This window comes from Limosilactobacillus reuteri subsp. reuteri, assembly GCF_000016825.1.
Lineage (GTDB): Bacteria > Bacillota > Bacilli > Lactobacillales > Lactobacillaceae > Limosilactobacillus > Limosilactobacillus reuteri.
This window is the reverse complement of the sequence record NC_009513.1, coordinates 975184-1001612: the sequence shown is the minus strand read 5'-3', so window position 1 is coordinate 1001612 and position 26429 is coordinate 975184. Positions and strand designations below refer to the sequence as shown.

26 protein-coding genes and 1 other RNA gene are annotated in these 26429 nt (G+C 38.9%); 10 read left to right on the top strand and 17 right to left on the bottom strand.

What is annotated here, in order from left to right; all coding sequences use genetic code 11:
- Positions 1-42 precede the first annotated feature (42 nt).
- The 4 genes from LREU_RS04950 (at position 43) to ltrA (ending at position 4705) form a co-directional block, all read left to right on the top strand.
- Positions 43-933, top strand: a complete 891-nt coding sequence (locus LREU_RS04950; protein ID WP_012390558.1) for an aldo/keto reductase — start codon at positions 43-45, stop codon at positions 931-933.
- 260 nt (positions 934-1193) lie between these two features.
- Positions 1194-1460 carry an ACT domain-containing protein gene (locus LREU_RS04945; RefSeq protein ID WP_003666221.1) on the top strand — a complete coding sequence of 89 codons (267 nt, stop codon included), beginning with the start codon at positions 1194-1196 and terminating at the stop codon, positions 1458-1460.
- Positions 1461-1484: 24 nt separating this feature from the next.
- Complete coding sequence (locus LREU_RS04940; protein WP_003667841.1) at positions 1485-2828, top strand: PFL family protein; 1344 nt, start codon at positions 1485-1487, stop codon at positions 2826-2828.
- 494 nt (positions 2829-3322) lie between these two features.
- Entirely contained in the window at positions 3323-4705 is a 1383-nt protein-coding gene (gene ltrA / locus LREU_RS04935) for a group II intron reverse transcriptase/maturase (protein ID WP_003666987.1), read from the top strand.
- Between the two features lie 87 nt (positions 4706-4792).
- Here the strand turns inward: ltrA and LREU_RS04930 are convergent, their stop codons facing one another.
- Positions 4793-5317 (bottom strand): GNAT family N-acetyltransferase, encoded by a 525-nt coding sequence (locus tag LREU_RS04930; protein WP_011953468.1) that lies wholly within the window; start codon positions 5315-5317, stop codon positions 4793-4795.
- Between the two features lie 159 nt (positions 5318-5476).
- Here LREU_RS04930 and LREU_RS04925 point away from each other — a divergent pair, with 159 nt between their 5' ends.
- Positions 5477-6322, top strand: coding sequence for an alpha/beta hydrolase (locus LREU_RS04925; RefSeq protein WP_003667846.1), 846 nt, complete (start codon positions 5477-5479; stop codon positions 6320-6322).
- On the opposite strand, the gene LREU_RS04920 is transcribed toward LREU_RS04925, so the two are convergent.
- Positions 6296-7144: a glycosyltransferase family 8 protein gene (locus LREU_RS04920; RefSeq protein WP_003667848.1), complete on the bottom strand. Its 849-nt coding sequence runs from the start codon at positions 7142-7144 to the stop codon at positions 6296-6298. The two genes, LREU_RS04925 and LREU_RS04920, sit on opposite strands and share 27 nt — an antisense overlap.
- 98 nt (positions 7145-7242) lie before the next feature.
- On the opposite strand from LREU_RS04920, the gene LREU_RS04915 reads away from it, so the two are divergent.
- Positions 7243-7899: an HD domain-containing protein gene (locus LREU_RS04915; RefSeq protein ID WP_011953467.1), complete on the top strand. Its 657-nt coding sequence runs from the start codon at positions 7243-7245 to the stop codon at positions 7897-7899.
- A 63-nt stretch (positions 7900-7962) separates the two neighbouring features.
- Here LREU_RS04915 and LREU_RS04910 read toward each other — a convergent pair whose 3' ends face one another.
- Together LREU_RS04910 and LREU_RS04905 are read right to left on the bottom strand one after the other, a co-directional pair.
- On the bottom strand, positions 7963-8607 hold the full coding sequence (locus LREU_RS04910) for a hypothetical protein (protein WP_003666208.1): 645 nt from the start codon (positions 8605-8607) through the stop codon (positions 7963-7965).
- On the bottom strand, positions 8604-9482 hold the full coding sequence (locus LREU_RS04905; protein WP_003667851.1) for a DegV family protein: 879 nt from the start codon (positions 9480-9482) through the stop codon (positions 8604-8606). Before LREU_RS04905 ends, LREU_RS04910 begins: the two co-directional genes overlap by 4 nt.
- A gap of 216 nt (positions 9483-9698) precedes the next feature.
- Here LREU_RS04905 and LREU_RS04900 point away from each other — a divergent pair, with 216 nt between their 5' ends.
- The gene (locus LREU_RS04900) at positions 9699-11381 is read left to right on the top strand and encodes an NFACT RNA binding domain-containing protein (RefSeq protein ID WP_003667853.1); all 1683 of its coding nucleotides are present in this window, start codon (positions 9699-9701) and stop codon (positions 11379-11381) included.
- A gap of 168 nt (positions 11382-11549) precedes the next feature.
- Here LREU_RS04900 and LREU_RS04895 read toward each other — a convergent pair whose 3' ends face one another.
- From LREU_RS04895 to LREU_RS04875, 5 genes are all read right to left on the bottom strand, one after another.
- A complete protein-coding gene (locus LREU_RS04895; protein ID WP_003673117.1) occupies positions 11550-14024 on the bottom strand; it encodes an ATP-binding protein in 2475 nt (824 codons plus the stop codon).
- Positions 14024-15109 carry a carbamoyl phosphate synthase small subunit gene (locus LREU_RS04890; protein WP_003667856.1) on the bottom strand — a complete coding sequence of 362 codons (1086 nt, stop codon included), beginning with the start codon at positions 15107-15109 and terminating at the stop codon, positions 14024-14026. The genes LREU_RS04895 and LREU_RS04890 overlap by 1 nt, the downstream gene beginning before the upstream one ends.
- A 76-nt stretch (positions 15110-15185) precedes the next feature.
- Positions 15186-16097 (bottom strand): RluA family pseudouridine synthase, encoded by a 912-nt coding sequence (locus tag LREU_RS04885; protein ID WP_003667858.1) that lies wholly within the window; start codon positions 16095-16097, stop codon positions 15186-15188.
- 3 nt (positions 16098-16100) lie between these two features.
- On the bottom strand, positions 16101-16547 hold the full coding sequence (gene lspA / locus LREU_RS04880; RefSeq protein ID WP_003667860.1) for a signal peptidase II: 447 nt from the start codon (positions 16545-16547) through the stop codon (positions 16101-16103).
- Positions 16548-16955: an EbsA family protein gene (locus LREU_RS04875; RefSeq protein WP_003667861.1), complete on the bottom strand. Its 408-nt coding sequence runs from the start codon at positions 16953-16955 to the stop codon at positions 16548-16550.
- A 24-nt stretch (positions 16956-16979) separates the two neighbouring features.
- Here LREU_RS04875 and LREU_RS04870 point away from each other — a divergent pair, with 24 nt between their 5' ends.
- Positions 16980-17375, top strand: coding sequence for a ribonuclease HI family protein (locus LREU_RS04870; protein WP_003667863.1), 396 nt, complete (start codon positions 16980-16982; stop codon positions 17373-17375).
- Between the two features lie 133 nt (positions 17376-17508).
- Here LREU_RS04870 and LREU_RS04865 read toward each other — a convergent pair whose 3' ends face one another.
- From LREU_RS04865 to LREU_RS04850, 5 genes are all read right to left on the bottom strand, one after another.
- On the bottom strand, positions 17509-18705 hold the full coding sequence (locus LREU_RS04865; protein ID WP_003667865.1) for a THUMP domain-containing class I SAM-dependent RNA methyltransferase: 1197 nt from the start codon (positions 18703-18705) through the stop codon (positions 17509-17511).
- 150 nt (positions 18706-18855) lie between these two features.
- On the bottom strand, positions 18856-19332 hold the full coding sequence (locus LREU_RS04860; protein ID WP_003667867.1) for a class Ib ribonucleoside-diphosphate reductase assembly flavoprotein NrdI: 477 nt from the start codon (positions 19330-19332) through the stop codon (positions 18856-18858).
- A 303-nt stretch (positions 19333-19635) separates the two neighbouring features.
- Positions 19636-20011: RNase P RNA component class B (gene rnpB, locus LREU_RS10215), an RNA gene on the bottom strand.
- 32 nt (positions 20012-20043) lie between these two features.
- A complete protein-coding gene (gpsB, locus tag LREU_RS04855; protein ID WP_003666193.1) occupies positions 20044-20406 on the bottom strand; it encodes a cell division regulator GpsB in 363 nt (120 codons plus the stop codon).
- Between the two features lie 71 nt (positions 20407-20477).
- On the bottom strand, positions 20478-21050 hold the full coding sequence (locus LREU_RS04850) for an SLOG family protein (protein ID WP_003667871.1): 573 nt from the start codon (positions 21048-21050) through the stop codon (positions 20478-20480).
- 118 nt (positions 21051-21168) lie between these two features.
- Between LREU_RS04850 and recU the strand changes: the two genes are divergently transcribed.
- Together recU and LREU_RS04840 are read left to right on the top strand one after the other, a co-directional pair.
- The gene (gene recU / locus LREU_RS04845; protein WP_011953465.1) at positions 21169-21783 is read left to right on the top strand and encodes a Holliday junction resolvase RecU; all 615 of its coding nucleotides are present in this window, start codon (positions 21169-21171) and stop codon (positions 21781-21783) included.
- An 11-nt stretch (positions 21784-21794) separates the two neighbouring features.
- Positions 21795-24059, top strand: a complete 2265-nt coding sequence (locus LREU_RS04840; protein WP_003667876.1) for a PBP1A family penicillin-binding protein — start codon at positions 21795-21797, stop codon at positions 24057-24059.
- 76 nt (positions 24060-24135) lie between these two features.
- Here LREU_RS04840 and LREU_RS04835 read toward each other — a convergent pair whose 3' ends face one another.
- The 3 genes from LREU_RS04835 to LREU_RS04825 all read right to left on the bottom strand — a co-directional run bounded on the left by LREU_RS04835 (position 24136) and on the right by LREU_RS04825 (position 26382).
- Complete coding sequence (locus LREU_RS04835; protein WP_003667879.1) at positions 24136-25053, bottom strand: DMT family transporter; 918 nt, start codon at positions 25051-25053, stop codon at positions 24136-24138.
- 22 nt (positions 25054-25075) lie between these two features.
- Entirely contained in the window at positions 25076-25780 is a 705-nt protein-coding gene (locus LREU_RS04830) for a DnaD domain-containing protein (protein ID WP_003667881.1), read from the bottom strand.
- 83 nt (positions 25781-25863) lie between these two features.
- Positions 25864-26382, bottom strand: coding sequence for a cell wall elongation regulator TseB-like domain-containing protein (locus LREU_RS04825; protein ID WP_003667883.1), 519 nt, complete (start codon positions 26380-26382; stop codon positions 25864-25866).
- Between the last annotated feature and the right edge of the window lie 47 nt (positions 26383-26429).

Sequence of the window (26429 nt, the reverse complement as noted above, 5' to 3'; positions counted from 1 at the left end):
AACTGATTTAGAAAGGAGAATTTAATTAAAATGAATCAACCAATGAATCAAAATCTACAACCAAAGATAAAATTAAACAACGGTCACCTCATCCCCCAACTTGGCTTAGGAGTCTGGAAAGCCTCACTTGCGGAAACACAGCAAATGGTTAAAGAGGCTATTATGAATGATTATGTTTTGATCGATACTGCTAAACAGTATGGTAACGAAGCAGCCGTCGGACAAGGCATTCAAGATGGTTTCAAGGCTACTGGCCGTAAACGTGATAGCATCTTTCTTACCACTAAAATTTTCAATGGTGATCAAGGAGATTATGATAAACTTCGGCAAGCAGTGAATGAGCAATTAAAAAAGTTACAAACAAATTATGTCGACCTTCTCCTTCTTCATTGGCCAGTTAATGATAAATACAATGAAAGCTGGCGCGCGTTAGAAGATATTTACAAGGACGGTCAAGCAAAAGCAATCGGCGTCTGCAATTTTAATGTTGAACGAATGACTGATTTGCTCGATCACGCAAAAATTAAACCAGCAATTAATCAAATTGAATTCAATCCCCTGATTCACCAGCCTAAGATTGTAAAATTTTGTCGAGAAAATGATATTCAGCTTGAAGCCTGGTCGCCACTAGGTAATGGTCGACTTCTTTCCAATGACGTTATTAAGCAAATCGCTGACGAGCATCAAAAGAGTCCTGCCCAAGTTATTCTTCGCTGGGAAATTCAGCAAGGCTTTATAGTTCTTACCAAGACTACTCATCCTCAACGTATGAAGGAGAACGCAGAAATTTTTGACTTTACCCTATCACCAGATGAAATGAAGCAAATCGACAAGTTAGATCAAGAAAAGCATTCTATCTGGTATGATAAGTTCAAGTGGTCAGGAAATCCGGACGGTGTAGATGACTATATTGGTAAGCCGGGCGCATTTTGATCCAACCAATTTCATATCTTTTACTATAGGGAGCGAGACAGAAGTCACTCGTGACTTCGTTTTCGAGCCCCCGCAAGCAACAATAGGCCTTCAGTGTTCGACTTTGCCGGACGCTGAAGGCCATTGTTGTACTGCGCTGTTCGTATTTTATGGAAGTGACCTAACTTATGTCACAACTCCTTTATTAGCTAAAATTGTCTAGAAATGTTCATATTATTATACTACAATTAAAATCATTAAAAAAAAGAGAGGATTCTTTAATGAAAGCTGTTGTATCTGTTCTAGGTGAAGACCAAGTTGGAATTATCGCTAAGGTAAGTGCCCTCCTTGCCCAAAAACAAATTAATATTCTAGATGTTTCCCAAACAATTATGGATGGCAATTTCGTAATGATGATGTCTGTAATGATTCCTGAAAATCTTGATAGTTATCAATTAACTAATGAATTTACAGAACTCGGTAAAGAGATTGGCGTTGAAATTAACCTTAGAAATGCCAAAATTTACGATGCCATGCATAATCTTTAATATGTACAGGAGGAATATCCCTTAATGAATTCACAACAAATTTATGAAACCAGCCACATGATTTCTAATGAAAACCTCGACGTGCGGACAATCACGATGGGAATTTCTTTACTTGATTGTATCGATAGTGATAGTACGGTTGCATGTCAAAAGATCTATGACAAAATTACGACAAAAGCAAAGAACCTTGTTAAAGTCGGCCAACAAATTGAAGCCGAATATGGAATTCCGATTGCTAACAAGCGAGTAACTGTTACTCCTATTTCCCTCATTGCCGCTGCTTCTCAAGACCACGACTATGTTAAATATGCTAAAACCTTAGACAAAGCTGCCAAAACATTAGGGATTGATTTTATCGGTGGGTACAGTGCCCTTGTTCAAAAGGGATACCAAACTGGTGACCGCACGTTAATCGCTTCCCTCCCTGAAGCATTGGCAGAAACTGATTTTGTTTGTGCATCAGTAAATGTTGGCTCTACTCGTAGCGGGATCAATATGGATGCCGTTGCACAAATGGGTGAAGTAGTCGTCGCTGGTTCAAAGCTTGATATGATGACAAATGCTAAACTAGTTATCTTTTGTAATGCTGTTGAAGATAACCCCTTTATGGCGGGAGGATTTCATGGTGTTGGTGAACCAGATGTAGTAATAAATGTTGGTGTTTCAGGGCCTGGAGTTATCAAAACCGCTCTAGAAAAAGTTAAAGGTGAATCAATGGACGTCGTTGCTGAAACGATCAAGAAAACTGCCTTTAAGGTTACACGAATGGGTCAATTAGTAGGAACTGTTGGAGCGGAAAGACTGGGTGTTCAATTTGGGATCGTGGACCTTTCTCTCGCACCAACTGCTGCCGCTGGTGATTCCGTTGCCGAAGTTTTAGAGGAAATTGGCGTAGCTCAGGTTGGAACTCATGGAACCACCGCTGCTCTAGCCATGTTAAACGATGCCGTGAAAAAAGGTGGCATTATGGCCTGCAGTCATGTTGGTGGTTTATCAGGCGCATTCATCCCCGTCTCTGAAGATGCTGGCATGATTAAGGCAGTTAACGCTGGAACGCTAAATATCTCTAAATTAGAAGCAATGACTGCAGTTTGTTCCGTTGGTCTTGATATGATTGCAATTCCAGGTGACACGCCAAAAGAAACCATTAGCGCAATGATTGCTGATGAAGCGGCGATTGGGATGATTAATAATAAAACCACTGCTGTCCGCGTGATTCCCGCACCCGGCAAAAAAGTTGGTGATACGGTTGAATTCGGTGGGCTATTAGGATATGCCCCTGTAATGGCAGTCAATAAAGTCGCAAGTACCGCGATGATTAACCGTGGTGGACTTATTCCCGCCCCAATTCATAGTTTCAAAAATTAATTTTAAAAGAATAGCGAGAGATTAGGAATCCCTAGTCTCCCGCTATTTTAGGTGCGCCCGGCATGGGTATTAGCTAGGCGGTGAGAGTCCGCTATGGGCCGTAGTAGTCGGAACCATGAGCTGAGGACAAGGGTGTCCACTGTGAGGTGGAATCTGAAGGAAGTCTAAGGCAAAGTACTGCACCGATGAACAAGAAGTAGCTATAAGGCTGGAACTAACTGGATAAGACTGCATGACAAGTTAAAGTCCAACACTACTCGAAGTTACTTTCAGTAAAGCTACCGGTGACATGGTACGAAAGTTAATATCCTTACCCGGGGAGATCTGGCCTACACGTTTCCGACAAGAGGAATAAGTTTAATTTCCACAGAAACAAGCGGTGCAGTGATGTAGCGTTGAGTAAGCCAGAAGTCAGCCGAGGTCATAGTAGTCTGAGTAATCAGATGAAGGACTGAACGACAATAACTTGTAACTTATATCGGAGGTGTAATCAGGTGCGACAATCGCAGAAAACAGAACAACAAGCTGACCGCTTGTCGAGGATAGGTTTGGAAAACCGAAAGTACACAAGGGCGCGTAGTACCGATTATGGTGAAGGTAAAGGTATGAGTGTCACTATCCAAGACTTAGTCTTGGACCGCAATAACCTTAATCAGGCTTATTTGCGAGTTAAGAGAAATAAAGGGGCAGCAGGCATTGACGATATGACAGTCAATGACCTTCTGCCATATCTCAGAGAAAATAAGACGGAATTGATCGCTAGTTTGCGTGAGGGCAAGTATAAACCAGCACCAGTCAAACGGGTAGAAATTCCGAAGCCTAATGGTGGAGTAAGAAAACTCGGAATACCAACAGTGGTGGACCGAATGGTTCAACAAGCTGTGGCCCAAATTCTTACACCTATCTTTGAGCGTGTTTTCTCTGATAATAGTTTTGGCTTCCGCCCTCACCGTGGGGCTCACGACGCTATTGCAAAAGTAGTAGATCTTTATAATCAAGGTTATCGAAGAGTTGTCGACTTAGACCTAAAAGCCTATTTTGATAATGTTAATCATGACTTGATGATTAAGTATCTTCAACAATATATTGATGACCCATGGACACTAAGGCTCATTCGTAAGTTTCTAACTAGCGGAGTCTTAGACCATGGGCTTTTCGCTAAGAGTGAAAAAGGAACCCCACAAGGAGGGCCATTGTCACCAATACTGGCGAATATCTATCTAAATGAGTTGGATAAAGAGTTGACTAGACGTGGTCACCACTTTGTGCGCTATGCGGATGATTGTAACATTTATGTTAAAAGTCAACGAGCCGGAGAACGAGTAATGCGAAGCATTACCCAGTTTCTTGAAAAGCGATTGAAAGTTAAAGTGAACCCAGATAAAACCAAAGTCGGTAGCCCGCTACGGTTAAAGTTTCTTGGCTTTTCGTTGGGTGTAGACCACAATGGAGCCTACGCCCGTCCAGCAAAACAATCGCAACAACGAGTAAAGAAAGCATTGAGGTTATTAACTAAACGTAATCGTGGAATATCTCTGACAAGAATGTTTGAAGAAATTCAGCGAAAAATGCGTGGATGGCTTCAGTACTACTCAATTGGGAAACTAACTGACTTTATTCAACGCCTTGACAAGTGGTTGAGGGCCCGAATAAGACAGTATATCTGGAAGCAATGGAAGAAGCTTAAAACTAAGGTAACTAACTTACAGAAGCTGGGGCTGTCCCAGCGTGATGCATACGTCTTCGCTAGTACCCGCAAGGGCTACTGGCGAACTGCACACAGTAAGACCTTGAGCTATTCTCTAACAAATAGAAAACTGGAACAACTCGGACTTATGAATATGTCCAAGACGCTCCAGTCAATTCAAAGTGATTAAGTTGTCGAACCGCCGTATACGGAACCGTACGTACGGTGGTGTGAGAGGTCGATAATTGAACTAATCAATTATCTCCTACTCGATTGTTTAATTACCTGTTAATAAGGCGTAAACATATGAATTTTCTTCTGGACGGTAAACCCCGTGAAGTTCACCAACTTTAGTAAAGCCATTTTTGTCGATCAAATGTTGCATGATCTTGTTGTCTTCATGAGTATCGATCCGAATAGTCTTAATATCCTTCCGATTATTCTTAATGTAATCAATTACACTAGTGAATAATGCTGAGGCATATCCTTTTCCAGCATGATTAGAGTGAATTGCCACACGGTGAATAACAACATAACGATCAGTGTCAATTAACCAATCACCGTTAAGTTCATCATATGAGTGATCTGGTGCTTCAACAATTGATAATGCACCAACAGTTTCATCATCTTGTGATTGTACAAGGTATGCAAATCCTTTTTCAATATCTTCTTTGATATGTTCTTCGTTCGGGTAATCTCCTTGCCATTGATCGATCCCTTGTTCGGCTAATTGGTTTCGACCATCTCGCAGAATTTCCATAATTTGATTTAAATCATCCATTTTGGCTTGTTTGATTTGCATCGTATTACCTTCCCTTCTCATTACATTAATTAGATGTGTTATTCGTTAAACAACCCTAATACTGTAACATACTTTACGTTTTAAATACAACTGTTAACTATTAAAAGTTACCCCTTCAATATGCTATGATAGCACTAAAAAGAAAAAGAAGGTTTTTATATGACCAAATTTATTAAATTTACTTTAACAATATTTACTGCACTTTTTCTAACAATTATTTATGGACTAGCAGCAAAGCCAATTCACGCAGACCTTTCCAATAAATATATTCACTCTACTACCCCCACTCTCTTTTTCCATGGTTACGGAAGCGGTGCTCATGCAGAAGAATATATGGTAAACGGATTTGTGAAAGCAGGCGTGTCAAAAACAGTTATCACCGCAGATGTTGCTGGCGATGGAACCGTTACTCTTAAAGGAGATATCCCTCATAACGCTGTCAATCCGCTCGTGATGGTCAATTTCAATGACAACCATAGCACAAATTATGAATTACAAGGTCAATGGGTTAAGAACGTTCTTGAAGAACTGCAAGCTAAATATCATTTTAAAAAGGTAAATATTGAAGCGCACTCCATGGGAAACATGGCAGTTATGTATTTTCTCCTTGCTAATGCCGGTAACCATAACCTTCCGCAAATTCAAAAACAAGTTGCGATGGCTGGAACTTTTGATGGTGCAATCGGCTGGAATGAGCCTGCTAATCTAACAGTGAATAAAAAGACGGGAAAACCTTCCGCAATGAATGATTCCTATCAAAAGCTACTCCCGTTACGTCACCGTTACCCACGACAAATTAAATTATTGAATATTTATGGTGACTTAAAAGATGGCAATGATAGCCAAGTTTCAAACGCTTCCTGTCTTTCGCTCAAGTACCTTATTAATAACCGCGCACGTTCATACCGCGAAGTTAAGATTACCGGACCAAATGCTAAACATGAATTACTTCATCACAATCCCCAAGTCAATAAAATCTTAATTAACTTCTTCTGGGGAAAGTAATAGTGCTGCACTAATAAGTTTATTAGTCATTTGAAAGTAGTTTTTGTATAAAGCAGTGTAACGGCCACTATTTTTAGTTGGTAGCCATGGCTTGTCACGCCCGCAATAATGGAGAATCACAGTATTACGCATTACCCAATCGGTTGTCCATTCACCAAAGGAAATCGTTTCGTAAATACCGCCTTTACGAGTATCAAAATTATATAACTGATCAGGGACAGACTTAATATAGCGTCCATATAAGGCATTCAAGACGTCTTGATCAGGTAGGAGAAGTGTATGGGTACGGATGTAGTTAAAAATGTCCGTATCCTTTACTTTTTTACGGATAGTATCAAGGTTCATCAAGAGAACACCAGAATTATAGTACCCGTCAGCATCAAAGTTTTGCAGACGAATCTTATTAATAACCTCTGTCGTATTCGTCAGGTTTGTATGGATGGCAGAAGCATATAGGTATCCATCTAATGAAGTCTCATACAGACTTGAAAGATCATTAATACACAATACATCAGCATCTAAATACAAAATCTTATGCAAATCTTGAGGTAAAAGACGGTGTGCTAGTAAACGATAATAAATTGTTGTCGGGTAGCGGTCTGTAACTGGTGCTTTGTTAAATAATTGATCATTAACTTTGATCGGAAAATAGTTCATTCCTAATTGCTTACAAACTCTTTCCAAGTCATCAGTTCGTTTCAATTTGTCCTTTTGTAAGACATATACGTTAAATTCTTGTGCTTGCGTATTTAGTTTAATTGATAATAAAACGGTTGCTAATTGCGTAACAAACTTGTCGTTAATTGAAAATAATAAGTTCATTTCATTCCACTCCTCACATCTTATTTTACAAAACGTTGACGTGAATTGCGATTCAGTATTTAATAATTAGAGAACCAATCAAGAATAGAGGTTTTATGATGAAACAAGCAGAACAATTAACTGCCATTAAAGAGTACACCATTCAAAAATTAGGTCAGGACAAGACTGGTCATGGGATGGACCATATTAACCGCGTAGTAAAAATGAGTAAACGGTTAGCTATGGGCGAAAAAGTTGACCCATTTTTGCCGATTGTGGCGGCCTACCTTCACGATACAATTGATGAGAAATTAGTTGATAACGTTGAGGCAGCTAAACAAGAATTAGTTGATTACTTAAAGCAAAATGACTTTAGTGATGAACAAGTCAAAATAATTATGGATGTCATCAATAATATTTCTTTTGCTCATACATTAGATAAAGAGGAAGTCAAACTCTCCATCATTGGACAAATAGTACGTGATGCCGACTGGTTAGATGCAATCGGCACAATTGGTATTACCCGAGCAATCTATTATGGAGGTGGTCATCATGAAAAAATATACGATCCAGCTATTAAGCCTCGTCATAATATGTCCCGGGAAGAATATCGTAATTTAGCAAATGAAACTATCATTAATCACTTTGATGAAAAGCTCTTACACCTAAAAGACATGATGAACACTGAAACTGCCAAGAAAATTGCAAATCACCGTCAACAAGTAATGCTCGATTTTCTTGACGAGTTTCATGCCGAATGGGACGCAAAGATGTAAATTGTTTATGGAAATAGTAAATGCCATGGAAGAAACACGAATGTTTTTTCCATGGCATTTTGCTTACTTATCATCTTTTTTATTTTTAGCACTTCTTAAGTCGACAATAATCGAACCGCCCTGCTTATCGCCTGCAGAGTTACCTGAATCATTATGATGATTATTATCAATATGCAATGCTTTTCGCGCTACCCACCGACAAATCAATGAGATCGGTGCTACTAGGAAGCCATACAATAATCCTGTCAGTAATGCGTTAGGAATAATTAGTTGAACAAATGTTAATCCACCTGTTGGCGTCCCCGTTAGGACTAATCCAATTAGACCATAAAAGATTGAGATAAAGAATAATTGAACTAAGCCGGTAAAAATAGCAAGCCATAATAATTGTGAATGATTGAGATCAATAGATAATGGAACCTGTTTGCGTAAAATCAAGCCAACCACAATCAAAATAACAATAAAATCGACTAATATTACCCAGTCGGCAGTTCCTAAGACAATCATGATTATGGCACTAACCAGCGTCACGATAAATGCAATATTAATTCCTAATGCAACTGCTATCCCCACTGCAATCACGCCAGCTAAAGGCATAAACGCCTCGCCGGTCGGTAAAATGGTTTGAAAGCCAGTAAATGATATTAATATCATCAAAATACCCGCAGCAATTGCCAAAAGGGTTTTAATTAAAGTTTGTTTTTTCATGCTAACGGCTTCTTTGCTGTGTCTTGCATCCATGCTAAGGCCAAGGCCCCTTGTCCTAAGTGGGAGCCAATTACTGGACCAAAGTAACTTAACTCAAATGAAATATCAGGATGATCCGCTTGAAGTTTATCAAGCCACTTTTGACCTTCCTCTGGAACATTGGCATGAATAACCATTGCTTTAACTGGATAGTCAAGTTTGGCAATATCCTCGTCAAAGATTTGCTCACAGCGAAGTTTAGCCTTTTTCATTGACCGCACCTTTTCAAACGCTTCAATGGCATACGTTGGAGTATGCATAGTCAAGAGGGGTTTGATTTTTAAAATTGAGCCTACAAATGCAGAGGCGTTTGATAAACGACCACCACGAACAAGGTTTTGCAAGTCATCTACCACAAATACATTATTAAAGGTGTCACGATATTCTTTTACCTTTTTAACAATGTCATCTAAATCATCGCCTTCACTAGCTAATTTAGCTGCTTCTAAGGCTAAGTATCCCATCATTTTAACTGTTAAGTGGGAATCGATTGGCACGATCTTGATTGTATCTTTCATCTGTTCAGCAAGTTGTTCAACAGTATCCAAATATCCTGTAATAGCCCGTGTTAAATGAATGCTAATCACAGCATCATACCCATCATCAGCTAATCCTTGGTAGACTTCCATCAATTGGCCGATTGGCGTTTGGGAAGTCGTTGGAAAAGAGCTTGAATTTGCCATCTTTTCATAAAAATCACTGGTGGAAATATCAACACCTTCACGGTATGTTTGACCATCCAATGTCACTGGGATTGGGACAACATGAATATTATTAGCCGCCGCCTCTTCAGGAGAAAGGTAGGCAGTGCTGTCAGTAACAACAGCAATTTTCATCTTATCAACTCCATGTTCTAAATTTGTATAATTAAAAATAATTGCGTTTTTACGCGGATTTCACCCACATAATACAAAAAGCATACCACATTGACGGCCCTAAACCAACTAAAAATATGTCCACTAAAGTAACATTACTTTTCATTAATGATGTAAAACTGTATAATTAATAGTGCTATTTTCGTTTGTAATTATAATATTTAGGAGGCTACACTAATGTCTTTTGACGGCTTGTTTACTCATGCAATTGTCCATGAGCTAGATCAAAAATTAACTACTGGTCGGGTAGCCAAAGTTAGTCAACCTTACCCTGCAGAATTAATCATTACGATCCGTGCTCACCGGCACAACTACCCATTACTCATTTCTGCTAATCCAACATACCCACGAATCCAAATTACTGAGATCCCATACAAAAATCCGGCGGTTCCAACTAATTTTACAATGACAATGCGGAAATACCTTGAAGGTGCAATCGTCAATAAAATTGAACAAGTTGATAATGATCGAATTATCAAAATTACCTTTGACACTCGTGATGAATTAGGAGATAGTCAACAATTAGTTCTTGTGAGTGAGATTATGGCCCGGCATAGTAATATTTCACTCGTTAATCTCAAGACGGGTAAAATCATTGACACCATTAAGCATGTTGGCTCAGATCAAAATCGGGTTCGCCTGTTATTACCTGGTGCTACCTTTGTCATGCCACCAAAGCAAGATAAAGTTAACCCTTACTTGCCAAACCAGGTCTACTCTGATCTTGTAAGACAAACCGATGACACAGTAGAATTAAGTCATCAGTTACAGGAGCATTATCAAGGATTTGGCAAAGACTCCGCACGGGAATTAGCTGCAGAATTACTGCAAAGTGATAATTTACCAGCTACCTATCAGCACTTTCTTAAGCACTTTGAAAATCCAGAGCCAGTATTAATCACCCACTCTAATGGAAAAACTCAATTTGCTGTGTTCCCTCCATTAAATATTGATGGTGAGTTGCAACATTTCGACTCCCTCTCTGCCCTTCTCGATGCCTTCTATGCTAATAAAGCAGAGCAAGATCGTTCCAAAGAATTAGCTGGGCAAGTGTTAAAGGTATTGAAGAATGAGCTAAAAAAAGATCGGCGAAAAGTAAAAAAACTGCAACAACAATTACAAGATGCAGCAACTGCAGATCAGTACCGAATTTGTGGTGAGATCCTTACTACCTATCTTAGTAAATTAACTCCAGGAATGAAAGAAATCGAACTTCCTAACTTTTATGATGATAATAAGCCACTAAAAATCAAGCTTGCTCCAGAATTATCACCATCGCGCAACGCCCAAAAGTACTTTACTAAGTATAATAAGCTCAAAACCTCTGTTGAGTATGTAAAGGAACAGCTAAAACTGACAAATGATGAAATCAAATACTTTGAAAACATTGAAAACCAGATTAAATTAGCTGCTCCCGCTGATATTCAAGAGATCAAACTGGAACTGCAAGAACAGGGTTATATTAAAAAGAAGAAAAGCGGGAAAAAGCAACGAAAAGTTAAGGTAAGTGCTCCAGAAGAATTCCATACTAGTGATGGCACTACGGTTTTAGTAGGTAAAAACAACCTGCAAAATGACCGTCTTAGCTTTAAAATTGCTAATAAAAATGAAATTTGGTTACATGTTAAAGATATCCCAGGTTCCCACGTGGTAATCCGCTCAACAAACCCATCTGAAGATACGATTCTAGAAGCCGCACAGTTAGCAGCATACTTCTCTAAAGGTCGCGATTCAGATAATGTGCCCGTTGATTATCTTCCTGTCAAGCGACTTCATAAGCCAAACGGAGCTAAACCTGGCTTTGTTATTTTTACAGGTCAGAAAACACTTTATGTAACACCGCATAAACTTTCTAACTAAAAAGGGACTGTGACATAAGTTAAGTTACTTTCATAAAAAGCAAATACGCAGTACAACAATGGCCTCTAACGTCCGGCAAAACCGAACGTTAGAGGCCTATTGTTGCTTGCGGGGGCTCGAAAACGAAGTCACAAGTGACTTCTGTCTCGCTCCCTTTATATCTCTAAATTATTCTCCTAAAAATTGCATCTGCGCACCAATGACTCGATTACGGGCAGGGATTCCACCCTTAACTCGCAATGCCTTAAATGGGAAAGTTGCACGATAATTAACAATCCCTGATACCGGTTTGGGCTCCAGCATTTTATCGAATTTACCAGTGAATAATTGAGTAAAAATTCCTGGTAAGCTAATATGAAGTGCTTTTGATAAAAAGGATACTTCTGGTAATGATAATGGTTGAACTTTCATTAAATTAAATTCACCATCATTCTCTTCAAAAATCACTTGGTATAACCCTGGCTGTTCCATCTTTAATACAGCAATACTAGCCTGGTCATTAAGATTTTGGTAAGTTGATGAAGGAAGATCAGCCGGGTAGCGTAAAGCGGTGGATTGATAGTTTAACGCAATTGGTGAAAAAAGATCAGTCATTGTTCCTAATGGATAAGCATAATTGCCATCATAGACATAATTGAAGGAGTAACGTTGCCTATCGCTACTAGCAGCAGTAGTTGGCAATTCATCTGGAATTATAACAATTTTTACATCCAGATCATAATTCTGCAACGATTTTAGTAACTTATCATAACTAGTGGGAATAAACAAATACTGGGGTTGCTCTATCCGTAATATTTGCAAGATATTTTCAATTGTTGCCGGTTCAACATAACGTTTTTCAGCTAACTCTGGATCAAAAGTGACGGAACTAGGGTTTGAATTTACCACAACATTATTAAAGCCTTCATTATGAAGTTCTTTTAACATCATAGCAACAAAGTAATCACCGGAATTACTTAATCCTAATCGTAAGCCCCCTGTCCCAATCACCAGAGCGCTTGGTTGAGAAGTTCGACTAATTTCATTTTCTTCTTCGTAAGCAGAGTAAAAACTATTAGTATGCTGATCAAACTCCCCAGCTGATGGTTCGATTTCTTTATACTTTGTCAATAATTGGTGGTCTATACTCATCTGATAAACTTGTTCAGGGGTAGTATTCCACAGTCTTGCAATAAGCTGGTTACTCAAGCCGTAACTCTTAGCTTTTTGCAAAACCGGCTCTTTATTTGGATGATCAGCAATTTCACGAATCAACAACCGCATTTTATTAATCTGTTCAAAATAAAACGGATCAATCTTTGTCATCTCTGCTAATTCATTAACTGAGTACCCTCTCTGCATTGCTTCAATTAATACAAAAAGTCGGCCTGCTTCGGGGTGGACAATTTTGGCGATTAATTGGTCATCAGTCAATTGCTTTTGAGCGGCAAGATGAAAGTCAGCTGGCTCGTGATAACGGGATTCAATAGCTTTAAAAAGTGCTTCAATAGTACTTCGGCCGATACCAAAAACCGTCCCCACCGACCGCTTTTCTGTTCCAAGTAAACGACTAGCTTTTGGTAAATCGTTGAATCCCCATATTGGAACCCGTGCAGCAATATGATCCATTGTTGGTTCGATAAGAGCCGCATGATGAACATAATTTTCACCAAGATCAATGTCCCGCAGATGCTTTCCTGCATATAATTGTGCTGTTACTTGGGCAATTGGATAACCAGTCGACTGCGATACAAACGCTGTAATTCGATCAAAGTATGGACTGCTCTTAATGACATAAAAACGATCACTGTTTGTATCAAGGGCAAACTGAATATGGTTCGTGCCGACAATTCTTAATTTGCGGGTAATAGCAAAAGCCGTATCTCGAATATCCTGAATCTGTCGATCGCGAAGTGTCTGGACAGGATTGAAGGCAATTGAATCACCAGCATGGATACCGATTGGGTCCATATCCTCAATCATTGACAACATCATCATTGTTCCAGAACTATCACGTTGAACGACGACTTCAATTTCCTTATAGCCGGCAAGACTTTGCTGAACTACTACTTGTTCTGCCCGCGACTGGCTCAAGCAAACCTTTACTGCATCTGCCAATTCACTTCGATCATGCACAATTTTACGCGTACTGCTACTCTTAGGTAATACTGACCTGATAATAACTGGATACCCTAGTTTAGTTGCCTCATCCAAAGCATCCTGATAATTATTAACCGTTACGATTTTCTTAACTGGTGCTTCCATTTGTCGAAGCGTTCGTTCAAGCAAAACAGCACTATTAATTTGACGAATAGTTGCTTCAGGAACCCCTAGCAGTTGAATATTTTCTTTACGAATAATTCCTTTTTCTAGCAATTCTTGGGTAAGCTCAAAAGCTCGACGATTACCTAAAGTAGGCAAGATTGCATCTGGATGAAACTTATTAATAATATCTACTAGGCTCTCGACTTTTAATGGGACAATGCAACCGTGATCAACGTTTTCTAAGCTTACCGAAAATGGGTTATCGTCTGCCAAGATAGTCTTTATCTTCATTTGTTTAAAAACGCGTGAGACCTGGTAAATAGCAGAGTCGAGCTCATCTCCATGCTGAACATCGTTGGCTCCCGCTCCAATAATTAATACAGATTTCAACTTTTCCATCAATGACGATCCCCCCTCCTATTCATTGTATCGACGAATTCATCAAATAAGCCATCAGTTTCATCAGGGCCCGGTGCACCATCAGGGAAGAATTGAACTGAAAACGCCGGATAACGACGATGACGAAGCCCTTGAACACTATTATCAAGCATATCAACATACGTAATAAAAAGCTGGGAGCGGTCAACTGAATTACGATTAATCAGATAGCCTTCTGCCTGGGTTGCATAAACAATGTGGTCAGTAATGATTTCATGAATTGGATGGTTCATGCCATGGTGTTCAACTGGAATTTGCTGGACATCCGCCCCATTGGCGATTCCAAATAATTCATGGCCCAATCCAATAGCAAACATTGGTACTTTAGTTTGGACAGTACGAATCATTTCCAGGACTGACTTACGAACATTATTGGGATTCCCTGGACCGCTTGAAAGTACAACCCCATCAGGATCTAATCGTAATATTTCTTCAGCCGTTGCAGTATATGGTAAGACAGTAATATTACATTTTCGTCGACTCAATTCCCGCAATATTCCATTCTTTAATCCAAAGTCAATCACAACAACGCTTAGCCCAATTCCGGGATTAGGATATGGTTTAGAAGTAGAGACTTGAGCAACTTGCTGGTTCGTTAAAACAGTCGCATGAAGCTGGTCAAAAGCGTGATCATCCGGAACTGGAACAATGCTTCCTTTTAATGGTTTTCCAGCTTTTCTTAATTTATGAACTACTGCCCGTGTATCAATATTAGTGATTCCCGGAATGTTCATTTGTTGAAGGTATTTATCAAGAGTCAATTGGCGTCCGTTATCATTAGTTCCAGCATCAGCAAGGGAACGAACAATAATTCCTTTAATTGTCGGTACAATGGATTCATAAATATTACGTTGAATGCCGTAACTCCCAATATTTGGCTGGGTAAAAACGACAATTTGGTTATTGTAAACCTGATTAGTGATGATTTCTTGATAACCAGTCATACTGGTATTAAAAACAACCTCACCAAAAGTAACAGCTGGTGAACCAAAACCTTCGCCAGCGAAAATTGAGCCATCTTCAAATATTAGGTATCGTGCTGTCACTGTCCCACTCTCCTAAAACTTTGTTAATAATTGATCAATATTATTATGAACGTTCTCCAAATTAAACACAATAATTTTATTGGTCGGTCTTGCGTAAATGTTCAAGCATTTTTACAAAATAAGCTGGTAATGGAGCCGTAAAAACCATTTCTTTACCTGTTCGGGGGTGTTTAAAGCCCAACAAACGAGCATGTAAATATTGGCCATTGCCAGCGAGTGTTTTTCGAGGCCCATACAACGGATCTCCTGCCAGTGGATGACCAATATATTTCATATGAACGCGAATCTGATGGGTTCGTCCCGTTTCTAGCTGACAAGCAACTAAGGTATAATTCTTAAACCGTTCTAACACATTAAAATGGGTTACCGCATGACGTCCATCAACTACAACTGCCTGTTTCTTACGGTCTTTTAATGAGCGACCCAATGGAGCATCAATTGTTCCTTTATCTTCTTTTATAACTCCATGCACAAGCGCAACATATTCTCGTTTATTAGTTTTTGCCTTTAATTGAGCTGTCAAAGAACGGTGCGCCATATCATTTTTGGCTACCATCAATAGTCCTGAGGTATCCTTATCAATCCGATGAACAATTCCTGGCCGAAATTCTCCGTTAATAGTTGATAGTGGTGAATGATATAAAAGAGCATTCACAAGCGTATGATCTGGATGACCTGGTGCTGGATGCACGACCATCCCCTGCGGTTTATTAACGACAATAACATCATCATCTTCATATACAATATCAAGAGGAATATCCTCAGGTGCTAAATCAATTTTTTGTGGTTCTTCTGGAATTATTTGGACGTGGTCACCTACAAGCAACTTATATTTAGGCTTTACCTGCTTGCCATTAACAAGGACGTGACCATCTTCTATCCAATGTTGAATTTGTGATCGGGAAAATTGATCAAAGTGATGACCAAGCTGCTTATCAATCCTTCCCACCATCTCACCATCAATTGTTAATTCTAATTCTTCAGACATTTGTTAGTCTTTCTCCTTTAAGATGCAAATTATTAGCCAGATTACGCCAATTGTTAAGCACATATCCGCAATGTTAAAAATTGGAAAATTAATAAATGTTGTTTCAAACATGTCCACAACATACCCTTGTCTTAACCGATCGATAAAGTTGCCAATTGTTCCTGCCATAATCAATGATAAGCCAATTAGCATAGGAATATTTTTACGGTACTGCCAGATAAAGTAACCAATTACAATAATCGCAACAATAGTTATAATGGTAAAAAAAGTTTGTTGCCCTTCAAAAATGCTCCAAGCAGCCCCTGAATTTCGTAAATTAGTTAACTCAATAATACCAGGAATCAACTGCTTACTACCACCAAGAACAATTGAAGAAGCAACCCAAGATTTTAATAATTGGTCACAAATTGTTAAAATTAAAATAATTACAATAGCGATCCCTAGTAACAATTATTGAACCCCCTGTTGTTTCAATGCCAATTTCAAACGTGCAATTGCTTTGGTGGTAAAGGTAAAACTCATTACCTCTCCATTCACAGTAATTGTCACCGTATGCTTGGTAAACTCTGGCTGACGAATATCAGAGATGGGGATAACGAGGTACTGTTTTTGTAACAAGCGATTAAACACCATTTTAGTCGGAGTGATTACTACGGTTCGTCGCCGCCATTCTAATAAGGCAAGGATTACAAAAACTGCAAAAAAGAGCGCGCTGAGCCACTGAAAATGAGTAATTTCAAGCCAAATTACGAGACCGGCAATAAAGAAGAGAAAAGTCCAACACCAGCTAATAATTGTCCCCGTAAGGTCTGGTTGGTAAAAATAACGAGTTTCTTCTTCCATAATTATAAATGTCATCCTTTCAGAAAAGAGGTAGTTTTTATGATCAAAATCTTTACAGATGCTGCAACAAAAGGAAACCTGGGCCCTACTGGTTTGGGAATAATAATAATTGCCAATCATAAGCAAATTCAGCTTGCAATTCCAGTAGATAAGGAAAAAATGGATAATCACCATGGCGAATTTGCTGCAGCTCACTTTGGATTTAAATATTTAATTGATCACTTTAGCAATAATGAAACAATCCTATTTTATACTGATAGTCGTATCTTAAGTGACGCAATCGGCAAAAATTATACAAAACATTACCAAAAAGAATTAGCAGCACTAAATCCTCTCCTCCAACACTTTCCAACGGTTGTTACCCAGTGGATTCCTGAAAGTCAAAATCGTGGAGCACATAATTTAGCAAATCAGGCCCTCCACAAAATAGAGTGATTTTAGAAAACAGCATATCGTCTTAATTATATCATCCACGTGTTCTATCAGCCACCAAACAGAGAAAAAGCCTTAGCGGTCGTTACAATGTAACTCCTACTAAGGCTTTTATTATTGGGAGAATTTCCCCCTTTTATCCCCCTTTTGACGTTTTTAAAACAGCATTTTCGTTGAAACCCTTGCTATTTAAGGGCTTGGAGCGATCTTTTTTACCCCAATATTGGTAGAGATCTGTTCGTAAAGCACCGTTATAAAGTTTACGACGCTTGGTAGCGGGTGCTCCATAATACTTTTCAAATTCCATATCAGCCGTCAAAATATATTTACTCCATGTGGTTAATGGACGATATAACTCACCCATCTGCCGGTAAAGTTCGTGAACTGATTTCTTATCACTTAGCCGTTCACCATATGGCGGGTTAGCAACGATAACTCCATTAACTTCGCTTGTTTGCCAGTCTTTTACGGCTAATTGCTTAAACGTAATATCATGAGTTAAACCTGCCGCACGAGAATTTTCTTGAGAAATATCAATCATGTTTTGGTCAATATCATATCCGTGGATATCTAATTCGATATCATAATTTGCTAAGGAATCGGCTTCATCCCGAACTTCATCAGATAAACCATCTGGAACTAAGTTAACCCATTGTTCACTAATAAATGAACGGTTGATGCCCGGCGCAATATTATGACCGTATAATGCGGCTTCGATTGGAATCGTTCCCGAACCGCATACAGGATCGACAAATGGATTATCTGGAAACCAGTGAGCCAGCATCACCAAGGCGGCTGCCATATTTTCCTTCAACGGTGCTCCACCTTTATTTTTACGATATCCACGCTTAAAAAGCCCCTCTCCACTAGTATCTAACGTAAGAAGAACATGGTCTTTATTAATCGCTACTTCTAACGGGTAAGTGGCACCAGTTTCGGCTAAACGAGTCCGCCGATGGTATGCATTACTGAGACGTTGAACAATCGCCTTTTTAGTGATTGCTTGAACACTTGGCACATTATGCAATTGTGAGTTATGACTTTTTCCTTCTACTGGGAAATTCGCATCAATTGGCAAAAAATCTTCCCATGCGATGTTTTCAGTACGATCAAACAATTCTTCAAAAGACCGAGCATCGAATTCACCCACAACAATCTTTACTCGGTCTGCTGTCCGTAGCCAGAGATTAGTCCGAATAACATCCTTCATTGTCCCTTGAAAACGCACCCGACCATTTTCTACTTTGACTTCATAGCCAAGGTCTCTTAGTTCTTTTCCTACTAATGCTTCAATACCTGCAGCAGCAGTAGCAATTAACTGATATGTTTGCACATTAAACTCTCCTTTAGACTTATTCCTATTAGTTATTTTACCTTATGTTGCTTCAAAATGAAAAGAAGCTGCAAGAAGAAACAAAAGAGATTGCAAAACGAAAAATTTGCAATCTCTTTTGTTTATGAATGGTAGTTGACTTTAACCTAACTACATTAATGAATCCTCATTTGCTTTATCAGTTAATATTTTGTAAATGCGTTCAATATCCCGGGTGGTGCCACGAGATTCAAATGCATCCAATAAAGGCAAACCGTATTCCTTAGCGTATGTCTTGGCAGTTATTACATACATCTTCCCTAAGGTTAAGTTCCCGCTGCCAATTATTCCTGCACAACGTTTAACATTATCATAACTTTCCAAATAATCGTGCATTGGTGTTGTTAAGATTTCTGTTAACGTCGGTGTGAATCTACTTCCACCGATCATATATGTTGGTAGTAAAACAAAAAATTTACTATCGCTTTCGGTCGGAAGTGTCTCCTCTGAAATCTCCAATAAATCGATTAAAGGATTTTCATTATTTAAATGATGCTGTTGTGTTGCGTATTCTTGAAGCCGATGGGTAAATGATCGTACATTCCCAGAAAACGACATATATACAATTTTTATTCTCTTATTATCCATAATTCCCTAACTTTATTATCTGATATTTTTATTAATCGAGAGATAAGTTAACTCACAAATAACTCATTTTTTACTCCATTAACATTATAGGCGCGCTTGCAGTAAAATGAAATGATTATTTATATTTTATTGCTATTTTAAGTGATATCTATCTTAAACTTCTAAAATTTAATTTATCACCATTTAACTTTTTTACTTCAAGCGAGTAATTATTAACGCATTCTACAAAAAAGAACCAATAAAACCATACTCTGATTTTTAAAATAAAAAAACCCGAGCGAACTCGGGTGCCTGTATGCAAGTATCTGTAGGCCATGTTTTGTCGTAATATAATTATCAGGCATAATTATATCGAGGTAATCATCTATCTCAGAGTATCGAAATACTCTCCCCTGGAATCACTTCAATTTGCTATCCAAAGCTCCCCTACCGTAGTTTGGGTTTACCGCTTGAGGGGTTTACCGCGTTCCACCAATATCGTTTCCAATATTGTATCGTCACTGTGGCACTTTTCAGGAATACTAAGACATAGTTAAAACCTTAGTCCGTTTTTCCGCCGTCACCATAAAATGGTGCCCCGCCTTATTTTTTCAGCGAGCACAAACACTACAGGCATCGCAGCCTGTGCGAGCATGGACCTTCCTAACACAACATAAGCTGTGCTCAATTACCCAAAACTTGCAAAATTATTAATAAACTATTCGACACGCACTAAAGCAAATGTGAGTCATTATTATCGTTACCATCTAATTGTGAACCAAATACGCGACGTTCTAGATTAGATAGACGCTTTAAAATATCCATATTCGTAGCGCTCGATACAGGTTGACGGGAAGCAGTTTGGTTACTCATAGATGAACCAACTTCTACTTGGCGATTTAATTCATCAACCTTTGCTCTCAAACGTTCATTTTCATCATTTAAACGTTCAAGTTCTTTATTATAGGTGTCGTAGTCTTTAATAACATCATCTAAGAAAGCATCAACATCCGCTTCATCGTAGCCTTTGCCAATATTTCTCTCCTTAAATTGCTTATGCAAAATATCTTGTGGAGTAAATTTTATGTTATCCAACTTAAACACCTCAATTGTTTAGTTTGCGTAGTCCAATAACTATAATACCAAATCAAAGAAAAAATGCAAGGTTAAAATTCATCTTTTTCCCTTTGACGCTCAGCCCATTCTTCTGCCTCTTCTTGAAGTTCATCAAAATCAACAAAAGTCATTGAATATTCACTTTCTTCTTTATATTTTTGAATTATCTCATAATCATACTTAGTTTTTCCTTGATACTCTGGGTCGTAAAGAAGAAAAGCTTCATCAGTATGTGTAAGCATAAACTGCTGATAATTTCTCAATTGTTGCGGGGATTGATAAGGTTTATCTGAAACATTAGCAAAAAAATCAACTTGCTGAGTAATACTCGTCAGCTTTAACTGGTTATTTTCATTCCATTGCTTACCAAATTCTGCAAAGGGAAACATTAAAGCCGTTTTTAATTGCGGAAAATCAGCTTGGAGTTCTAAGGCAGCTTCGAGTCCCCATCTTTCCGTTCCCATTTGTGGGCCAGTTATTACCCAGAATTCATCATCATTTAATTCCAATTGGGCCCTTAAATAATTTTTAAGAACCTCTTTTATTACTTGAACTTTGGGATCATTATCCTTAAATATATTTAGTTCGTAACTTCGATAACCAGTAACCCACACTCTCTTCATAAAATCCTCCCTAAATAAACAGGTATAAAGCCTCTTAACTTAAACTTGTAATCATCTTGTATCAATCATTATGCAACTAGTCTGGTATAATAAATCTCTAGTTAGGAGAGTGATCGCCGTGACCATTCACTATCCCAATGGTCAGCAACCTGTACAACACTATAATACACATAATGAATTACCGACACCACATCAATCTATTTATGCTAAACGTGGGATGTCGTTAGAGGATGAGATCAATCATAGTAATCAGTACTATTTAGCTCGCCACATTGCTGTTATTCATAAAAAGCCTACCCCTATTCAGCTTGTAAAAGTTGATTACCCCAAGCGGAGTGCGGCTGTTATTAAAGAAGCATATTTTCGACGTCCATCAACTACTGATTACAATGGGGTGTACCGTGGATATTACATTGATTTTGATGCTAAAGAAACACGTAATAAAAATTCTTTTCCATTAAAGAACTTTCATCCCCACCAAATTCAGCATATGCGTGAATGTGTAGCACAGGGGGGAATTTGTTTTGCTTTCATTAAATTTACGGAGCTTGACCTGCTATACCTGCTTCCCGCTTCCAACCTATTTAAATATTGGGACCAACAGCAAAACGGCGGCCGTAAATCAATTTTGCGAACTGATATCGCTAAAGAAGGCTATCAAATTCATTATCAACTCAATCCGCGTTTACCATATTTAAACGCAGTTGATAAAATAATTGCTGCAAAAGCGTAAAGGAGTTTACTATGTCAAATGATAATCAGTCAACGCGTAGTGAGCGTCATAATAACAATGACAATCAACAGCGCAATGTTGGCGGCTTAATAAAGAAAATCTTGCTATGGGTAGCAGGAATCGTCGTTCTATTAATGGTGGCATCTGCAGCTTTATTTTTCTACTATGCCTCAAGCGCTCCTAAGATTAGTAGAAGCGACTTAACAAGTCAGAGTATTACGACTATTTACGATGATCAAAATCGAGTAATTTCTCGTTTAGGAGCACAGAAACGAGAATATGCCAAGGATAATCAAATTCCAAAGCAGTTAAAAAATGCTGTTGTTTCAATTGAGGATCGCCGCTTCTACAAGCACCATGGTGTTGATACAATTCGAATTCTTGGAGCAGCCACTTCTAATGTTTTTGGTCGTTCAGCCGGGATGCAGGGGGGAAGTACGCTGACTCAACAGTTAGTTAAATTATCCGTTTTCTCAACAGCGGCCTCTGATCGAACATTAAAACGAAAAGCCCAAGAAGCTTGGCTTGCTATTAATGTTGAGCAGCATTTTAGCAAGAGTCAGATTCTTGATTTTTACATCAACAAGGTTTACATGGGCAATGGAATTTATGGAATGCAAACCGCAGCTCAGTACTACTACGGTAAAGATTTAAACGATCTTGATCTTTCCCAATTAGCCCTTCTCGCCGGAATGCCACAATCTCCTACTTACTATAATCCACTTGTAAGCAACACAAAGTATGCAACGCAACGGCGAAATGAAGTATTGAATGCGATGGTTCGCAGCAATTACATTACCCAATCCCAGGCTAACCAAGCAGCAAGTGAAAGCGTTACTGCTGGTTTAGATCCTGATCACGGTAATATTTCAGGAAGTGGAACTGCTGTCGATTCTAAGGTTGTTGACCCTTATGTAAAACAGGTTCTTGCTGATTTACAAGCACAAGGATACAATCCTTATAGTGATGGGTTAAAGGTTCATACCAATCTTGACCTTGATGCGCAACAACATCTTTACGACGCTGCAAACAAAAACGTTCAGTTCCAAAATGACAAGATGCAAGCCGGAGTTGCTGTTACCGATCCCCATAACGGGCAAATCATTGCCATGCTTGGTGGCCGTCACACAGGAAATGTTGTGTATGGCCTTAACCGGGCTGTGCAAAGTAACCGTAGTTCTGGGTCAACCGCAAAGCCATTAATGGATTATGGTCCGGCTATCGAATACTTGCAATGGCCAACTTTCAAATCAATTGCTGATACGCGGTTTGTCTTTCCTGGTACCAATACTGTCCTTCATGATTTTGATAAAAAGTACAAGGGCAATATGACAATGCGTGAGGCTTTAGTTCAATCACGGAATGTTCCTGCTATTCGCGCATTGCAAGCCGTTGGGATTAAGCGTGCTACTTCTTTCCTTGATGGATTAGGAATTTCGCAAAAACAACCATATACTTTACAAAACGGGATTGCTTTGTATATCTCTCCACTTCAAGTTTCTGCTGCATATGCGGCCTTTGCTAATGGTGGTACTTACTACAAGCCTTACTACATTAGCTCGATTACTACTCAAGATGGTGCAGCAAAACAATTCAATCCTAAAGGTAAACGCGCAATGAATAAGGCTACTGCCTACATGATCACTGATATGCTTAAAGGAGTTTTCACAGACTCACAAGGAAGCGCAACTGACGCTCGACTTGACGGTGTTAACCAAGCTGGTAAGACAGGGACGACAAACTACCCGGGAAATTCTAGCCAGTCTGGCGTAATGGATTCCTGGATGGCCGGTTATACTAAGAATTACTCAATTGCAGTTTGGACTGGTTATGACCACCCACTCGAACCTGGTGGCAGTATTTCAGAACAATATGTAAAGTCAGCGCAATTACTTTACAAGGACTTAATGCAATACCTTGACAGCCAAAATCACGCATCTGATTGGACGATGCCAGACACTGTTGAAGCTGTTCGAGTTAAAGGTAAACGTCAGCTTGTAATTCGTGATTCAAAATGGGCATTCGATTATACTGAAGATACATCGGATGATCGTGATAGCAGTTCCACTTCTAGCTCAAGCGAATCATCATCGTCTTCATCTTCTTCCAGTTCTGTTTCAAATAGTAGCAGCGAAAGTCGTACAGAAGAACGAAACAATGCCCCAACTGAATCTTCATCAAGTAGTGCTCCGGCTAGTTCAAGTTCATCTGCACCCGCACAAAGCTCAAGTTCTAGCCTTGCCCCTGCTACGCAACCTAGCACAGCCAACCCATGATAAGATCTTTTAAAAATTGAAGATAATAAAAAGGATTGTGGAATTTTTCTCCGCAATCCTTTTTATTATCAACTTTTTAATAATGAATTGTATGTTTTCGCCGACCATTTTGTAGAATATAGACGGCAATAATTACTAAAATAATTCCTAAAATTTCTGCCCAATTCAAGTTCAATTTAAAGAAGATTACACTTAAAATCGAAGTTGTAATTGGTTGAACGGCATCCATGATACTAACTACATCAGAAGGGGCATACCTAGTTGCATGAAGCAAAATTCCAAATGGTAAAATCGTTCCGAATAATACCACTGTCGCAACTGATGCTACTAATGTGGTAGTAATATGTGGTGGATTGACCCAGAATGGCCGGTAGAGGTTAAATAAGACTCCGGCAATCATCGTCCCCCAGCCGAGGACAACAATTGGCGGATTCTCATCAGCAGCTCGTTGTGGAAGAACAACATAGAACGCAGCTGTAATTCCAGATCCCAACCCCCAGAGAAGGGATACAAATGGTAAAGCTAATTGAGTAAAGTTACCACGCGTGATACATAATGCTACCCCAATCAAAGCAACAACAAACGCAATAATGTCACTCCTGAACGGACGACGATGCATAAAAACAATTCCACCTAACACAATAAAAAGTGGGGAAAGATACTGAAGAATTGTTGCTGCTGAGGCATTTCCTGTTTGAATAGCATAATAGAACGTAAGCAGGTTTGCCATCAATCCTAAAATAGCATAACTAATAACTGAAATAGCTGTTGCTCGTGTCTTAAATACGTTAAAAATCTTTTTTCCATATAAAAATACACTAATTACTAATAAAATCACTCCTGCTGAAAAAGTCCGCATTGAGAGCATCCACGTAGCAGGAATTGCTAAATTTTGTGAGATAAGTTGCAAAACGGTTCCGGATATTCCCCACATAGCAGAGGCAACCGCTGCCCATATAATTCCCTTCATTACTTGAGAAGAAGATTTTTCCATGTCAACCACCCTTTATTTAATTTTATTCGCCTAATTTATAAATCGGTATTTTAGGCTTTTTCAATGTCTTCTTTTCTGGTTTTTGTCCAGCCTCTTTTCGCTGTTCAAACCTCTTTTCATGCTCATTGATATCTCTTTCTGTTCGTAAGTCCTGACGATCCCAGCTTTGTAGAATTCGGTCCATATATTGAAGATTTAACGCACTATTCATTACTGCCTGCCGTAAAGCAAGTTTAATCATTATTGCCGAATAATTATCTTTATCCAGCCAGTCATTAACAATTTGCAATTCCATTGATGAGAGGGGCCGGCCAAATTCGGCCTCTAGCTGATTAAATGTCTCAACCCGACTATTAGTATTTTCAACCTTAACCGCTGCCTCTTGGTCATTCTCATTGAGCAATGCTAATTTGTTGATAAGGAGCGAAAAATCATATATTGCATCTTCTTTGCCGTCTTCCATTTTTCGCATCTTCTGCTCAACAAGATGGTTTGTCATCATCTGGTGAAGCTGTTCAAACACCTGCCGCTCTTTTGTTCCTAAGTTCTTTGCAATTGTGCGAACATCCGGATTCATTATTCCCCGATCTTGGTAAGATTTAAACTGAAGATATAAGACAAATTGAGAAGTTGTCATCCCCAGTTCTTTATAATGATGGAGCAATAAGTTGCTTATATTTGTTTCTCCCGCCTGCAAGTAATGCTGTAAAAGGCTTGCATCTGTCATTTAATCAGCCCCTCTCTTAACAAAATATTTTTGCAAAAGTAAAGAGACTGAGTAATCCCAGCCTCTATTAGTTTCAGCTTTTATTAAAGATTATTAATATTTTGAACATATTGTCCAGTCTTAAAATTAATCAGATCGTAGCAGAGATTCCCTTTTTGATTACGATATGTTACTTCCCAGACAATCTTGTCATTAAATATCCCGGGAGCAACTTTTAAAATTTCTCGCGGATCACGATTTGATTTTGTCATCGCTCGTACTCTCGCAGCAGTAATCCCACTTGATTGTTTTAGAACTCTGATCTTGCCACCGTGTTGGGGAACCATAACCAGGATCGGTTGGTTTTGCTGATTCTTGCCACTAATCGTATAGTAAGTATTCTCTCGATTATAAATATAAAATTGGTCAGGAGATTGAAGATGAGCATATTTTTCAGCAAGTGAAATCGTCTGTCGTCGCGCTGAATTTCGTGGCTGATTGCTAACTGCAAAAACACTCCACACTATTAACAAGATTAGTAAAATCGCAATCAAAAGGTTACGAATTGTCCGCATTGAGGAACCGCGACTTTGTTCACGTTGAACTTCACGTCGACTTTGCATATCTTTTCCCTCTTATCTCTTTAGTTTTTTAGATTCTTATATGACAA

Coding starts and splice junctions, on each gene's coding strand:
- LREU_RS04950 (WP_012390558.1), top strand. CDS start 43: ATGAATCAAAATCTACAACCAAAGATAAAATTAAACAACGGTCACCTC.
- LREU_RS04945 (WP_003666221.1), top strand. CDS start 1,194: ATGAAAGCTGTTGTATCTGTTCTAGGTGAAGACCAAGTTGGAATTATC.
- LREU_RS04940 (WP_003667841.1), top strand. CDS start 1,485: ATGAATTCACAACAAATTTATGAAACCAGCCACATGATTTCTAATGAA.
- LREU_RS04930 (WP_011953468.1), bottom strand. CDS start 5,317: ATGCAAATCAAACAAGCCAAAATGGATGATTTAAATCAAATTATGGAA.
- LREU_RS04925 (WP_003667846.1), top strand. CDS start 5,477: ATGACCAAATTTATTAAATTTACTTTAACAATATTTACTGCACTTTTT.
- LREU_RS04920 (WP_003667848.1), bottom strand. CDS start 7,144: ATGAACTTATTATTTTCAATTAACGACAAGTTTGTTACGCAATTAGCA.
- LREU_RS04915 (WP_011953467.1), top strand. CDS start 7,243: ATGAAACAAGCAGAACAATTAACTGCCATTAAAGAGTACACCATTCAA.
- LREU_RS04910 (WP_003666208.1), bottom strand. CDS start 8,607: ATGAAAAAACAAACTTTAATTAAAACCCTTTTGGCAATTGCTGCGGGT.
- LREU_RS04905 (WP_003667851.1), bottom strand. CDS start 9,482: ATGAAAATTGCTGTTGTTACTGACAGCACTGCCTACCTTTCTCCTGAA.
- LREU_RS04900 (WP_003667853.1), top strand. CDS start 9,699: ATGTCTTTTGACGGCTTGTTTACTCATGCAATTGTCCATGAGCTAGAT.
- LREU_RS04895 (WP_003673117.1), bottom strand. CDS start 14,024: ATGGAAAAGTTGAAATCTGTATTAATTATTGGAGCGGGAGCCAACGAT.
- LREU_RS04885 (WP_003667858.1), bottom strand. CDS start 16,097: ATGTCTGAAGAATTAGAATTAACAATTGATGGTGAGATGGTGGGAAGG.
- LREU_RS04875 (WP_003667861.1), bottom strand. CDS start 16,955: ATGACATTTATAATTATGGAAGAAGAAACTCGTTATTTTTACCAACCA.
- LREU_RS04870 (WP_003667863.1), top strand. CDS start 16,980: ATGATCAAAATCTTTACAGATGCTGCAACAAAAGGAAACCTGGGCCCT.
- LREU_RS04860 (WP_003667867.1), bottom strand. CDS start 19,332: ATGGATAATAAGAGAATAAAAATTGTATATATGTCGTTTTCTGGGAAT.
- LREU_RS04850 (WP_003667871.1), bottom strand. CDS start 21,050: ATGAAGAGAGTGTGGGTTACTGGTTATCGAAGTTACGAACTAAATATA.
- LREU_RS04840 (WP_003667876.1), top strand. CDS start 21,795: ATGTCAAATGATAATCAGTCAACGCGTAGTGAGCGTCATAATAACAAT.
- LREU_RS04835 (WP_003667879.1), bottom strand. CDS start 25,053: ATGGAAAAATCTTCTTCTCAAGTAATGAAGGGAATTATATGGGCAGCG.
- LREU_RS04830 (WP_003667881.1), bottom strand. CDS start 25,780: ATGACAGATGCAAGCCTTTTACAGCATTACTTGCAGGCGGGAGAAACA.
- LREU_RS04825 (WP_003667883.1), bottom strand. CDS start 26,382: ATGCAAAGTCGACGTGAAGTTCAACGTGAACAAAGTCGCGGTTCCTCA.